This is a genomic window from Enterovirga aerilata, assembly GCF_013044135.1.
Classification (GTDB): Bacteria; Pseudomonadota; Alphaproteobacteria; order Rhizobiales; family Beijerinckiaceae; genus Enterovirga; species Enterovirga aerilata.
The window spans coordinates 247,203-259,846 of sequence record NZ_JABEPP010000003.1 but is presented as its reverse complement, the minus strand read 5'-3'; the positions used below and the strand labels follow the sequence as shown (position 1 = coordinate 259,846).

Genomic DNA, 12,644 nt, shown 5'->3' with positions numbered 1-12,644 from the left:
ACCTCCTTAGCGCAGCGTCCGAGATCGGCGCCTCCTCGTCTCAGCAATCACGGCCTGGGAAATCGGCCGGCTCGCTCAATCCGGCCGGATCGGCATCAGCATGCCGGCTCGGACCTGGTTCTTCGCTGTCACGTCCGCAGCCGGCACGGAGGTCGTCCCAGTCGATGCCGACATCGCCCTCGCCGCGACGGAGCTCCCGGGCGAGTTCCACCGCGATCCGGCCGACCGGTTCCTGGTCGCGACCGCCCGACACTTCGATGTTCCAATCGTGACTCGGGACGCTGCCATCCTGGACTACGCCGCCGCCGGACATGTGCGCGCCCTGCCCTGTTGAAGCGATGGCCGAAACTCCCTAGGGCGAAGCCGTCTCAGGGGATACGCGGTTGAACATCCTGCTCATCGGCTCCGGCGGGCGCGAGCACGCGCTGGCGCGCGCCATCCAGGCGAGCCCGCTCTGCACCCGGCTCGTCACGGCGCCCGGCAATCCGGGCACGGCGCAGCACGGGACGAATGCCGCGATCGACGTGGCGGATCATGCGGCCGTGATCGAGCTGTGCCGGCGCGAGGCGATCGACTTCGTCGTAGTCGGGCCCGAGGCGCCGCTCGTCGCCGGCATCGTGGACGCGCTCTCCGCAGCGGGAATCAGGGCCTTCGGTCCGAGCCGGGCCGCCGCGCAGCTCGAAGGGTCCAAAGCCTTCACCAAGGAGCTCGCGCGCGAGTTCGGCATCCCGACCGCCGGCTTCGCCCGCTTCACGGATGCGGCTGCCGCCAAGCGCTACGTCCGGCAGGAGGGCGCGCCGATCGTCGTCAAGGCGGACGGGCTCGCGGCCGGCAAGGGCGTGGTCGTCGCCGCGACCGTCGAGGAGGCCGAGGCTGCCGTGGAGGCGATGCTCGGCGGCAGCCTCGGCGAAGCCGGTGCCGAGGTCGTGATCGAGGAATGCCTGGTCGGCGAGGAGGCGAGCTTCTTCGCGCTCTGCGACGGCGGACACGCCGTCCCGCTCGGCACCGCGCAGGACCACAAGCGCGCCTTCGACGGCGACCAGGGCCCTAACACGGGTGGGATGGGAGCCTATTCGCCGGCCCCGGTTCTGACGCCGGCGCTCGAGGCGGAGGTGATGGAGACCATCATCCGCCCGACGCTGGACGGCATGCGGGAGCGCGGGACGCCCTTCACGGGCATCCTCTATGCCGGCCTGATGATCACGGCCGAAGGACCCAAGCTCATCGAGTACAACGTGCGCCTCGGCGATCCGGAGGCGCAGGTGATCCTGCCCCGGATGCGCACGGACATCCTGGCCGCGATGGTCGCGGCCGCGGACGGCGTTCTGGACGAGGTCGAGATCAGCTGGTCCGACTTCGCGGCCCTGACCGTGGTCATGGCGGCGAAAGGCTATCCGGGAGCCGTCGAGAAGGGCTCCGCCATCCGCGGCGTCGAGGATGCGAACAGGCGCGACCTCGTGACGGTCTTCCACGCCGGGACGGCGCTCCGCGGCGAGGAGCTCGTCGCGAACGGGGGCCGCGTGCTGGCCGTCACAGCGCTCGCGCCCACCATCGCCGAGGCGCAGGCGAAGGCCTACGAAGCGGTGCGGGCGATCGACTGGCCCGCGGGCTTCTACCGCACCGATATCGGCCGGCGGGCGGTGGAGCACAGCGGCTAATCCGCGCCGGCCGGGCGCGCCACGAAGGTCATCCGCTTCGGGTTGTGGCCGAGATTGGCCGCCTTCCGCTCGCCCGCGAAGCCGCGGCCGCGCAGGATCTCGAGCATCTCGCTCTCCGAATACTGCGTCAGGCCGAGCTCGGCGCGGAGCTTGCGGTAATCGGAGACCGCCGTCCGCGCGAGCCCCCTGAGAGCCGCGACGAGAAACCCGCCCTTCCAGGCGAAGGAGAGGAGCGCCGCCGCATCGTCGACGGCGCGGATATCGGGCGGGATCACGTCCGCCAGCACGAGCCGGCCGGCACCTTTCAGCTTGCGCCGCCACAGGCCGAGGAGCTCGCCGAACTCCTCTACCGAGAGATACTGGAGGAGCGAATTGACCACGATCAGGTCGAGGCTGCCATCAGCGATCGCGTCCGTCTCCTCCGGAGCGAGCACGATCACCTTCGGGTCGCCCCGGAAGCGGGCCTGCAGCCGCTCGCGGACGAACGGCGCGCCGTCGCAGAGATAGAGCTGCCCGCATGCGGCCGCGACGCGCCCGGCCGAGAGGGCCTCGCCGCAGCCGTAATCGAGCACGGCCGCGTCCCGGGAGGGGATCAGCGCGACGATGTCGCGCGCGACGAGGCCGTAATGGAGCACCTTGTGCCGTTCGTTGACGTAGATCGGGGTGTCGGCGTTCCAGAAGTCGCGCCAGCTCATGTCAGAACTTCTGGCACGACTTCGCCCCAGAGCCGCAGCAGCACGCCGTCCGCGCCGGCGACCGGATCGGCATCCGGGAGCGGCACCGCGGCGATCCGCTGGCGCGCCGCTTCCAGGCTCGCCCCGCGCGGGCGCAGAAGGTCCCAGTGCCGCCCGCCCGCATAGGCGCCGACGACCAGGAACCCGTTCCGTTCCTCCACGAGCTTATGCGCGACCCCCGCCGGGATCACGACGACGTCGCCGGACGCGACCTCGACCTCCGTTCCGCCCTCCCCGCCGAAGCAGACGCGGGCGGAGCCGGACGCTACGCCCAGCACCTCGTGCGCCGTGGAATGGTAATGGTGGTAGGGATAGATCCCGTTCCGCCAGCAGCCCGTCCAGCCGTTGCGCCGGAACACGTCCTCGAAGGCGGCCGGACCGTCCTCCGGATCAGGCGCGACGGCCCCGCGCACGAGAACGAGCGGCAGCGCGCTGTTCGGGGCATCGCCGCGGGGCGCCAGGCGCAGAGCCTCTATCCCGGCCGGCAGGTCGGATTCAGTCTCGCCCGGCGCTGTCGGGCGGCGCCGCGCCGTTGTCTTCGTCGAAATGGGTCAGCCGTTCGGGTCGTCAGAGGCCTAGAGAATAGGCCGTCACCGCCCGGTACACCGCCATGCAGAACACTGCAAAGGCCACGAGGCCGGACAGCCCGAACTCGAGGCTCTGGTTCTTGAGGACGCGCGTCCGCCGGAAGGCCTCGCCGCCGAAGGCGAGGCAGAGCCAGGCGACGGTCATGAGGGCGGGCAGCGCGAAGAGATAGGAAGCGGTGCTCTCCGGGCGCGCGAAGGGGTCGATGAGCCCGCGGATGTTGCGCACCCAGGGAGCATAGGCCGCCGCATAGGCCGAGGCGGCCCAGGCGAAACCCACCGCAAGCCCGAGATGCTCGGTGAAGATCCGGTGGAGCCGCGTGAACTCGTCGGGCGCGCGCTCGCCCCGGATCGCCTGGAGTGCCATCTTCCCCTGCCCCATCGGCCGCCGGCCGACCTCGATGAGGACGGAGCCTTGCGCGTCGTCGTTAAGGGAGGGTTACCCCGGCCCGGCGGGATGCGGCAACAGGGCCGTTTCGTCGCAGGGAACTATCGCGGGGCTTCCGCGTTGCGACGCTCCATCATCTGCACGAAGCGCTCGAACAGATAGTGGCTGTCCCGCGGCCCGGGCGAGGCCTCGGGGTGGTACTGCACGGAGAAGGCCGGCCGGTCGGTCAGCTCGATGCCGCAATTCGTGCCGTCGAACAGCGAGACATGCGTCTGGGCGGCGTTCGGCGGCAGCGTCGCAGGGTCGACCGCGAAGCCGTGGTTCATCGACACGATCTCGACCTTGCCGGTCGTGTTGTCGCGCACCGGGTGATTCGCGCCGTGATGGCCGTGGCGCATCTTCACCGTCCTGGCTCCGAGCGCGAGGCTCATCAGCTGATGGCCGAGGCAGATGCCGAAGGTCGGGACCTTGCGGTCCAGGAGCTCGCGAATCACCGGCACCGCATAGGCACCCGTCGCGGCCGGGTCGCCCGGCCCGTTGGACAGGAAGATGCCGTCCGGATTGAGCGAGAGAATCTCGTCCGCGGTTGCTGTCGCCGGCACGACCGTCACGCGGCAGCCGGCATCCGTGAGGAGGCGCAGGATATTCCGCTTCACCCCGAAATCGATCGCGACGACGTGGAAGCGGCCGCCCTGCCCCTTGCCGTAGCCCTTGCCGAGTTCCCAGACGGTCTCGGTCCACTGTCCGTTCTCGTCGCGCGTCACCATCGGGACGAGGTCGAGCCCCTCCATGGAGGGCAGGCCGGCGGCACGCGTCTTGAGCGCATCGAGGTCGAACCGGCCCGCCGGATCGTGCGCGATCACGGCGTTCGGCATGCCCTTCTCGCGGATGAGCGCGGTGAGCGCCCGGGTGTCCACGCCCGTGATGCCGATGATTCCGCGCGCCTTGAGCCAGGTATCGAGCGGCCGCGTGGCACGCCAGTTCGCCGGCTCCGTGATGGTGGCCCCGAGCACGGCGCCGCGCACGCCCGCGCTCTTGTCGACATCGACCGTCTCGACGTCCTCGTCGTTCGCCCCGACATTGCCGATATGCGGGAAGGTGAAGGTGACGATCTGCCCGGCATAGGAGGGATCGGTGAGGATCTCCTGGTAGCCGGTCATGGCCGTGTTGAAGCAGACCTCGCCCGAGGCCTCGCCGGCCGCGCCGATCCCCTGCCCTTCGATCACCGTCCCGTCCGCCAGCACCAGCAGCGCGGTCGGGCGGGGCTCCTCCCAGCCTGAGGCGGCGGGCGCGGGGGATTGCCGTCCCGGCGCATGGCCGGGGGCGTGGTGCTGTTGCGACATCGCAATGATCCGGGCTAAGTCGCGCGACCTCCAGATCACAGGTCCGCGCGTTCTCCGTCACTTAGGAGCGCCGTCCAGCCGCGTCAACGCGCCGGACCGCATCACCCGGGGCGGGACCATGCAGCTGCGCGAACGCTTCACCGACGAGCTCAAGACGGCCATGAAGGCGGGCGACAAGGCCCGGCTCTCCACCATCCGCCTGATCCAGGCGGCGCTGAAGGACAAGGACATCGAGGCGCGCGGCCAGGGCAAGGGCCCGGTCTCGGACGAGGAGATCCTGGCGCTGCTGCAGAAGATGGTGAAGCAGCGCCAGGAATCCCTCGCCATCTACGAGCAGAACGACCGGCCGGAGCTCGCCGCGCAGGAGCGCGGCGAGATCGAGGTGATCTCCTCCTTCCTGCCGCAGCAGCTCGGCGAGGCCGAGATCGACGCCGCCATCGCGGCCGCGATCGCCGAGACCGGAGCGGCGTCCGTCAAGGACATGGGCAAGGTGATCGCCAAGCTCCGGGCGGATTATGCCGGCCGCATGGATTTCGCCAAGGTGAGCCCGCGCGTGAAGGAGAAGCTGTCGGGCGCGGGCTGACCGCGCCCCCATTCGCCCGGGTTCGAAGCTGGCGCCCAGGGCCGGCCCGAGACGTCAGGTGCAGTCGTGCCGCTGCGCCTGGATGCGCGTGATCCGGCCGCGGCGGTCCTCCTGCCAGTCGATGCGCGTCTGGCTGTAGCAGGGGAGGTTCTGCGGCCGGAACAGGGCCGTGTTCAACCGCGTCGCCGGGTCGGAGACGATCGTGAAGCCTTCACGGATCAGCTCCTCGCGCAACCGGACGGCAGATGTGCCCGGCCCATGGTTGCGGGCGATGCGAGCCTTGAAGGCATGATCGCCCGCGAGGCCGGCCGCGATGGGCGGGAATTCGGGCGCGCAGCCGGCGAGGGCAGCCGCGATGGCCAAGGCAGGGACGAGGCGCACGAGGGAACTCCAGGAGCACTGCCTATAACAAGCCGTGGCCGACCGCGCCTGTGGAGAGACGCGTCGGATCTGTGGACGGCTCAGGCTTGTTCATGATACGTTCTATTTCCCAGGCCGTGCCAAACCGCAACAGCTGGACTGTGCGCTACCCCCCTCACCTTCTCGACGAGATCCGTGCCCGGCTGCCGGTCTCGAGCGTCGTCGGCCGCAAGGTGCGGCTGAAGAAGGCCGGCCGCGAGTGGCGCGGATTGTCGCCCTTCAACGCGGAGAAGACCCCGTCCTTCTACGCCAACGACCAGAAGGGTTTTTATCACGACTTCTCCTCGGGCAAGCACGGCGACATCTTCACCTTCCTGATGGAGACGGAGGGGCTGTCGTTCCCGGAGGCGGTGGAGCGTCTCGCCGCCGAGGCCGGGGTGGACCTGCCGAAGCCGACCCCCGAGCTGGAGCGCGCCGTCGAGCGGCGGCGCGACCTCTACGACGTGCTGGAGATGGCCTGCCGCTTCTTCGAGAAGCAGCTCGCGCTGCCGGCCGGACAGAAGGCGCTCGCCTATCTGGACGGGCGCGGCATCACGGCCGAGACCCGGCGCGAGTTCCGCATGGGCTACGCGCCCGATGCCCGCACGGCCCTGTTCGACCATCTCAGAAGCGAGGGCGTCGAGCGCGATCTCATCCTGCGCGCCGGGCTCGCGATCGAGCCGGATGACGGGCGCTCGCTCTACGACCGCTTCCGCGGCCGGGTGATCATCCCGATCCAGGACATGCGTGGCCGGGTCGTGGCCTTCGGTGGCCGCGCGCTCGCGCCGGACCAGCAGCCCAAATACCTCAACAGCCCCGAGACGGAGCTCTTCCGCAAGGGCGAGATCGTCTTCAACTTCCACCGCGCCCGCCAACCCGCGCACGAGGCGAATTCCGCGATCGTGGTCGAGGGCTATCTCGACGCGGTCTCCGTCTACCAGGCCGGCATCAGGAACGTCGTCGCGACGCTCGGCACGGCCTTCACGGAGGAGCAGATCGCGCTCCTCTGGCGGCTCGCGCCCGAGCCCGTGATCTGTTTCGACGGCGACCGCGCCGGCCGCAACGCCGCCTTCCGGGCGGTCGACCGCATCGTGCCGGCTCTCAAGACGGGCTTCACGTTCCGCTTCGCCTTCCTGCCGCCTGGCCAGGACCCGGACGACGCGGTCCGGCAGGCCGGGCCGGACGCCTTCCGGGCCATCCTGGACGAGGCGAAGTCCTTCTGGGACGTGATCTGGCTGCGCGAGACGGAAGCGGCCCGGCTCGACAGCGAGAACGGCCAGGCGGTGTTCGAGAAGCGCATCCGGGAGGTGGTCGGCCAGATCGCCGACCCGACGCTGCGGCGTCGCTACGAGCTCACCGCGCGGCTGCAGGTGTCCGACTATCTCTGGCGCCTCAGCAAGCGCCAGGTCCAGTCCCGCCTGCGGGAGGGCGTCGCGATGCCCGCGCTCCCGAACTTCTTCTCAGGCGAGCCGACGCGCCTGATCGGCCTCGAGCGCGTCTTCCTCGGCATGTGCGTCCACTATCCCGATCTCGTGGAGCAGCACCGCGACCGCATCGCGTCCATGAACTTCCGCGGCGAGCATGCCGGCACGCCGTTCAGCAGCTTCGTCTCCGATCTTCTGCGCGTCGTCGACGAGGAGGACGTGCGGGAGTTCCGGGCCTTCTATCTCAGGCTGTCCCCAGGCTTCTCGCCGACGCTCGACTTCCTCCATGGCCATGCGGTCGAGATCGGCGGCCAGGAGATCCTGCCCTGGGGCTACAATCTCTTCGCCCGCTTCCCGGTGCTGCAAAGCCCCGTCCCGGAGCGCTTCATCGAGGAATGCTTCTCGAACTTCATGGAGCTCCTCTGGCTGCGCGACCTGGAAGACGAGCTGAAAACCGGGGTCGAGGAGATGCCGGCCGACCCGGACGACAGCTACTCGCTGTGGCTCGTGCATCTGCAGCACGACATCCTGGAGATGCGCGAGCGGGTGCTGCGCAAGGAGCTGGAACTCGCGGAGGAGGCGACGCTCTACAGGTCGGTCGGGCGTGGCCTCGCGGTGGCGGCCGATCCCCGCGGCATGTTCCGGCAGCTCGGCCAGGACCGGCTGGAAGCGCCTCGCGCGGTCGCCTGAGGCCCTGCCGCTGCCGCTACCGCCTTGATGCGGCCGGGCTTCACCTTGCAATGCACACCTCCCGCGCTAAATAGCCGGTAAGTCAACCGGTCCGGCGAGGCCGCGGCGCGAGGCGGGCGCTGCACGGCCGACCGCCGATTCGTCGGCACGGCTGGCGGATCGCGGCCGAATCGGCCTAACGCGCGGAGCGCGCGTGACCGTGAGGGTACATCTTGGTTAACGGTCGGTCAGGCAGACCGCCCGTATAATCATCGAAGGAGCTGAAGGGTGGCAGGCGTCCGACGCCTCGCCGCCTTTCGTGCGTATCGGCGTCCGAGCTTGACCATTGGCGGCGCAATGGCACCCGGCTCGGCTTTGGGCAAGGCTGATCATGGCGACCAAGACCACCGAAAGGCAAGAGGCCGAGGCGGCTCCGGAGCAGCAGACGGACGGGCCCCTGCTCGACCTGACGGATGCCGCCGTCCGGCGCATGATCAAGAATGCCAAGCGCCGCGGATACGTCACTTACGACGAGCTGAACGAGGTTCTGCCCCCGGACCAGAACACCTCCGACAAGATCGAGGACATCTACGCGATGCTCAACGATATGGGCATCAATGTCGTCGAGCCGGAGGAGGCCGAGGAGGGTCAGAAGGACGGCGAGGGCGGCGCGGAGGAGGAGGAGGCCGAGGGGACCGAGGTCGCCGAGATCGCGCCCGCGCGCGCCGTCGCGCTGCGCCCGGATGCGCCGGCCAAGGAGCCGACAGACCGCACGGACGATCCGGTCCGCATGTATCTGCGCGAGATGGGCTCGGTCGAGCTCCTGTCGCGCGAAGGCGAGATCGCGATCGCCAAGCGCATCGAGGCCGGCCGCGAGGCGATGATCGCGGGCCTCTGCGAGAGCCCCCTCACCTTCCAGGCCATCATCATCTGGCGCGACGAGCTCGTCGAAGGAAAGGTGCTGCTGCGCGACATCATCGACCTGGAGGCGACCTATGCCGGCCCGGACGGCAAGGGCGCGCCGAAGGACGGCGAGGACGCCGAGGGCGAAGAGGAGGGTCTCGACGCCGAGGGCCGCCCGCCCGAGGGCGATCTCGACGACGACGACATGGAGAACAACGTGTCGCTCTCGGCCATGGAGGCCGAGATCAAGCCGCGCGTGCTCGAGATCTTCGACAACATCGCCGACAACTACAAGAAGCTGCGCCGCCTCCAGCTCGAGCATGTCGAGCAGCGCATGCAGAACAAGCAGCTCACCCCGGCGCAGGAGCGCAAGCACAAGCAGCTGAAGAACGACGTCATCAAGGACGTGAAGTCGCTCTCGCTGAACGGCAACCGGATCGAGGCGCTGGTCGAGCAGCTCTACGACATCAACAAGCGGCTGATCTCGTACGAGGGTAAGCTGATGCGGCTGGCCGAGTCGCACGGCGTGGCGCGCGACCAGTTCCTGCAGCACTATCAGGGCTACGAACTCGACCCGAAATGGGTGCTCCGCGTCTCGAAGCTTGGCGGCAAGGGCTGGAAGGAATTCGTGGCCAACGGCAAGAGCCAGATCCACGAGCTGCGCGAGCAGATCCACACGCTCGCCTCCGAGACGGGCCTGGAGATCCAGGAGTTCCGCAAGATCGTCTCCATGGTCCAGAAGGGCGAGCGCGAAGCCCGTCAGGCCAAGAAGGAGATGATCGAGGCGAACCTGCGTCTCGTGATCTCGATCGCCAAGAAGTACACGAACCGCGGCCTGCAGTTCCTTGATCTCATTCAGGAAGGCAACATCGGCCTGATGAAGGCGGTCGACAAGTTCGAGTACCGCCGCGGCTACAAGTTCTCGACCTACGCCACCTGGTGGATCCGGCAGGCGATCACCCGCTCGATCGCCGACCAGGCCCGGACCATCCGCATCCCGGTGCATATGATCGAGACGATCAACAAGATCGTCCGCACCTCGCGCCAGATGCTGCACGAGATCGGCCGCGAACCGACCCCGGAGGAGCTGGCCGAGAAGCTGGCCATGCCGCTCGAGAAGGTGCGCAAGGTCCTCAAGATCGCCAAGGAGCCCATTTCGCTGGAAACTCCGATCGGCGACGAGGAGGATTCGCATCTCGGCGACTTCATCGAGGACAAGAACGCGGTCCTGCCGATCGACGCGGCGATCCAGTCGAACCTGCGCGAGACCACGACCCGAGTCCTGGCGTCGCTCACGCCGCGTGAGGAACGCGTCCTGCGCATGCGCTTCGGCATCGGCATGAACACCGACCACACGCTCGAGGAGGTCGGCCAGCAGTTCTCGGTCACACGCGAGCGCATCCGCCAGATCGAGGCGAAGGCCTTGCGCAAGCTCAAGCACCCGAGCCGCTCGCGGAAGCTGCGCAGCTTCCTGGACAACTGACTGGAGCGCTCCAGACCGGGCCTTCATCGGCGGCGGCATGTGCTAGGATGGCACCATGATCTCGTCCGCGCCTGCAACGAGGGACGCTCCGTCGCTTGCGGAGGGGCTGCGCCGTCGCCGCTTCCCGGTGGCAGACGTGGTGCGGATGGTCGAGCTCGGCCTCATCCAGGAGGATGAGCGGCTCGAAGTCCTGGACGGGGAGATCGTCGAGATGTCGCCCAAGGGCTACCGCCACGAGGGCCTCAAGGGCGCAATCAACCGCCTATGGGGCCGGCACTGCCCGGACGGCTTCGACTACATGCAGGAGACCGGGCTTTACCTGTCCGAGTGGACCTACCTGGAACCGGACTTCGTGGTGTTTCCGGCCTCGGTCGCGCTGCGCGAGCTCAAGGGACCCGACGTGCTGCTCGCGATCGAGGTGGCGGATTCGTCGCTGGATTACGACCTCGGGCGCAAGCCTGGGATCTACGCGTCCTTCGGGGTGCAGGAGCTTTGGGTGATCGATGTGCCGCGCCGTCTGACGCACGTGCATCGCGATCCGGGCGAGCACGGCTACAGCAGGATCGAGCGCGTGCCGGCATCATCGAGACTTGAGCCGCTCCATGCGCCCGCCGCTCTCGGCTTCGCGCTCGACGATCTTGGTCGGTCCTGACGATGTCCTGGCTCTCACGCCTCTTCGGCGGCCGGAAGGAGGCCGAGGCTGCCCCCGGCCCGACCGCCGAGATCGAGCATCGCGGCTTCACGATCCGGGCCGAGCCGTACCGGACCGAAGGCGGGCAGTTCCAGACCGCCGGCACGATCCTGAAGGTGATCGACGGGGAGGAGCGGCGGCATGCCTTCGTGCGCGCCGATCGCTTCGCGTCGATCGAGGACGCGACATCCCTCTCGCTCCAGAAGGGGCGCCAGATGGTGGACGAGCAGGGCGAGCGGATCTTTTCGCGCCCCTGAGGGACTGCCCATCAGGGGCCTCGCGGGTTCGCCCCGGGTCCCATCGCAAGGTGGCCTCGGCGTCGAGCACGATTCTCTGCCGACCGGACGCGTCGTCGCGCAAGCGAAGAAGGCCGCGGTCCGGTGACCGCGGCCTTCCGATTCGATCTCGGGCCCGGCTCTGCCGGCCGTCTTGCGCTCAGTACTTGCGGATGATCGGTGCGGGCTCGGAGACCTTCGGGTCGTCCCAGCGGTAGCGGGCGGAGAGCGAGAACAGGTTCACGTCGGCCTGGGTGTCGGCGAAGAAGGGCCCCGCGGCCGCATTGAAGAGCGGGTTGCCGGGCGCGATCGCGATCCGCCTGTTCCCGACCGCGAAGTAATGCGCATAGGAGGCGTTGATCGTCAGCTTGTCGTTCCAGGCGTAGCTTGCACCGACGGAGGCGTGGACGCGGTCGGTATCGGGCAGCCGCGTCGAGCGGTTGCTCGTGTCGATCGGCGACCACTCGTAGCCGACGCCGGCGCGCAATGCCCATTGCGGATTGAGCTGGTACTCGCCGCCGACCGAGACGAGATAGCCATCCTTGTAGTTGAGCGGGAACTGCCCGATCGTCACGCCCGGGCCCTCCAGGCGGATCGCGGGCGACCGCAGGCGGCTCCAGTTCATCCATTCGAAGGCCGCGTTCAGCCGGAAGTCGGGCGTGATGGCCTGGCTCACGCCGAAGGTGAGCTGGTCGGGCGTGCTGACCTTCACACGGATGGGAAGCACGGCCGCCGCCGTGCGAAAGGTGCCCTGCAGCGCATGATCGATCGTCGAGCGGTAGCCGACGCCCAGCACGGTGCCGGGTGCGGGCGTGACCGTCACGCCCACGGTGCCGCCGCCCCCCCAATCGTCCCCTTCCAGCATGACGTTGCTTCCGGCTGGGCCGGCGCTGTTCAGCCGTACCTTAAAGTACTGGATGATCGGCCCGCCGCCGATAGACAGCCAATCGTTGACCTTGATGCCGACGAGCGGCGCGAAGCTCAGCGAGACGATGCGCGATGATCGCGAATAGAACTGGCCCGCCCAGGGGGTGTTGGGCTTCGTGACGCTGCCGAACGGCGCCGCACTCGCCACGCCGATCCAGATCCGGTCGGTGAGCTGCCGCGAGCTGTAGGTGGCCGGCACGAAGGCATTCTGCGCGATGTCGCCTGAGCCGCCCAGCGCGAGAAGGGCGCCCGGTGTCGGCGGCGTGGGCGAGATCCGCGCATAGGCGTCCACGAAGGTGAAGTTGTATTCGCTCTGGAAGCCCGGATGCATGGTGATGGTGGCCGGGTTCCAGAAGGCCGACGAGACGCCAGCAGCGCCGGCGGCCGCGCCCGCATAGGCCTGGCCGATCGCGATCGTGCTCTGGCTCCGCAGCCCGAACGCCCCCGCATGGGCGCTTCCCGCCGCACCGGCCAGGACCGCCGCGGACCCGACCCCAAGAAGAAAGGCACGCCCGAGCTTCATCCGTTTCCTCGACCCCGATGGTTGGCCACCCTGCGAATCGGATCCGCAGCGCCGCGTCTG

12 protein-coding genes and 1 pseudogene are annotated in these 12,644 nt (G+C 68.8%); 7 read left to right on the top strand and 6 right to left on the bottom strand.

Annotated elements, in window-relative coordinates:
* Positions 1 to 37: 37 nt before the first annotated feature.
* Positions 38 to 334 (top strand): annotated as a pseudogene (locus tag HJG44_RS11265) (type II toxin-antitoxin system VapC family toxin); the annotation flags it as partial.
* A 49-nt stretch (positions 335 to 383) separates the two neighbouring features.
* Positions 384 to 1,658 carry a phosphoribosylamine--glycine ligase gene (gene purD, locus HJG44_RS11260; protein WP_171218465.1) on the top strand — a complete coding sequence of 425 codons (1,275 nt, stop codon included), beginning with the start codon at positions 384 to 386 and terminating at the stop codon, positions 1,656 to 1,658.
* Here purD and HJG44_RS11255 read toward each other — a convergent pair.
* From HJG44_RS11255 to carA, 4 genes are all read right to left on the bottom strand, one after another.
* Positions 1,655 to 2,353, bottom strand: coding sequence for a class I SAM-dependent methyltransferase (locus tag HJG44_RS11255; RefSeq protein WP_171218464.1), 699 nt, complete (start codon positions 2,351 to 2,353; stop codon positions 1,655 to 1,657). The two genes, purD and HJG44_RS11255, sit on opposite strands and share 4 nt — an antisense overlap.
* Positions 2,350 to 2,805, bottom strand: a complete 456-nt coding sequence (locus tag HJG44_RS11250) for a cupin domain-containing protein (protein WP_346767145.1) — start codon at positions 2,803 to 2,805, stop codon at positions 2,350 to 2,352. Before HJG44_RS11250 ends, HJG44_RS11255 begins: the two co-directional genes overlap by 4 nt.
* A gap of 154 nt (positions 2,806 to 2,959) precedes the next feature.
* Positions 2,960 to 3,343 (bottom strand): hypothetical protein, encoded by a 384-nt coding sequence (locus HJG44_RS11245; RefSeq protein WP_210261062.1) that lies wholly within the window; start codon positions 3,341 to 3,343, stop codon positions 2,960 to 2,962.
* 122 nt (positions 3,344 to 3,465) lie between these two features.
* Entirely contained in the window at positions 3,466 to 4,707 is a 1,242-nt protein-coding gene (gene carA / locus HJG44_RS11240) for a glutamine-hydrolyzing carbamoyl-phosphate synthase small subunit (protein ID WP_171218463.1), read from the bottom strand.
* Between the two features lie 118 nt (positions 4,708 to 4,825).
* On the opposite strand from carA, the gene HJG44_RS11235 reads away from it, so the two are divergent.
* Complete coding sequence (locus HJG44_RS11235; RefSeq protein ID WP_171218960.1) at positions 4,826 to 5,290, top strand: GatB/YqeY domain-containing protein; 465 nt, start codon at positions 4,826 to 4,828, stop codon at positions 5,288 to 5,290.
* A 54-nt stretch (positions 5,291 to 5,344) separates the two neighbouring features.
* Here the strand turns inward: HJG44_RS11235 and HJG44_RS11230 are convergent, their stop codons facing one another.
* On the bottom strand, positions 5,345 to 5,671 hold the full coding sequence (locus tag HJG44_RS11230; RefSeq protein ID WP_171218462.1) for a hypothetical protein: 327 nt from the start codon (positions 5,669 to 5,671) through the stop codon (positions 5,345 to 5,347).
* Positions 5,672 to 5,811: 140 nt separating this feature from the next.
* Here HJG44_RS11230 and dnaG point away from each other — a divergent pair, with 140 nt between their 5' ends.
* The 4 genes from dnaG to HJG44_RS11210 all read left to right on the top strand — a co-directional run bounded on the left by dnaG (position 5,812) and on the right by HJG44_RS11210 (position 11,116).
* Positions 5,812 to 7,803, top strand: coding sequence for a DNA primase (dnaG, locus tag HJG44_RS11225; RefSeq protein WP_171218461.1), 1,992 nt, complete (start codon positions 5,812 to 5,814; stop codon positions 7,801 to 7,803).
* 370 nt (positions 7,804 to 8,173) lie between these two features.
* Complete coding sequence (rpoD, locus tag HJG44_RS11220; protein ID WP_171218460.1) at positions 8,174 to 10,168, top strand: RNA polymerase sigma factor RpoD; 1,995 nt, start codon at positions 8,174 to 8,176, stop codon at positions 10,166 to 10,168.
* 55 nt (positions 10,169 to 10,223) lie between these two features.
* Positions 10,224 to 10,820, top strand: a complete 597-nt coding sequence (locus tag HJG44_RS11215) for a Uma2 family endonuclease (RefSeq protein ID WP_171218459.1) — start codon at positions 10,224 to 10,226, stop codon at positions 10,818 to 10,820.
* Between the two features lie 2 nt (positions 10,821 to 10,822).
* Complete coding sequence (locus HJG44_RS11210; protein ID WP_171218458.1) at positions 10,823 to 11,116, top strand: HlyU family transcriptional regulator; 294 nt, start codon at positions 10,823 to 10,825, stop codon at positions 11,114 to 11,116.
* 178 nt (positions 11,117 to 11,294) lie between these two features.
* Here HJG44_RS11210 and HJG44_RS11205 read toward each other — a convergent pair whose 3' ends face one another.
* On the bottom strand, positions 11,295 to 12,584 hold the full coding sequence (locus tag HJG44_RS11205; protein ID WP_171218457.1) for an OmpP1/FadL family transporter: 1,290 nt from the start codon (positions 12,582 to 12,584) through the stop codon (positions 11,295 to 11,297).
* Positions 12,585 to 12,644 lie beyond the last annotated feature (60 nt).

What these genes read in the sequence shown, in the direction of transcription:
- rpoD (WP_171218460.1), top strand. Translation starts at nt 8,174, where the DNA reads ATGGCGACCAAGACCACCGAAAGGCAAGAGGCCGAGGCGGCTCCGGAG.
- HJG44_RS11205 (WP_171218457.1), bottom strand. Translation starts at nt 12,584, where the DNA reads ATGAAGCTCGGGCGTGCCTTTCTTCTTGGGGTCGGGTCCGCGGCGGTC.
- HJG44_RS11215 (WP_171218459.1), top strand. Translation starts at nt 10,224, where the DNA reads ATGATCTCGTCCGCGCCTGCAACGAGGGACGCTCCGTCGCTTGCGGAG.
- HJG44_RS11255 (WP_171218464.1), bottom strand. Translation starts at nt 2,353, where the DNA reads ATGAGCTGGCGCGACTTCTGGAACGCCGACACCCCGATCTACGTCAAC.
- carA (WP_171218463.1), bottom strand. Translation starts at nt 4,707, where the DNA reads ATGTCGCAACAGCACCACGCCCCCGGCCATGCGCCGGGACGGCAATCC.
- HJG44_RS11235 (WP_171218960.1), top strand. Translation starts at nt 4,826, where the DNA reads ATGCAGCTGCGCGAACGCTTCACCGACGAGCTCAAGACGGCCATGAAG.
- HJG44_RS11245 (WP_210261062.1), bottom strand. Translation starts at nt 3,343, where the DNA reads ATGGCACTCCAGGCGATCCGGGGCGAGCGCGCGCCCGACGAGTTCACG.
- HJG44_RS11210 (WP_171218458.1), top strand. Translation starts at nt 10,823, where the DNA reads ATGTCCTGGCTCTCACGCCTCTTCGGCGGCCGGAAGGAGGCCGAGGCT.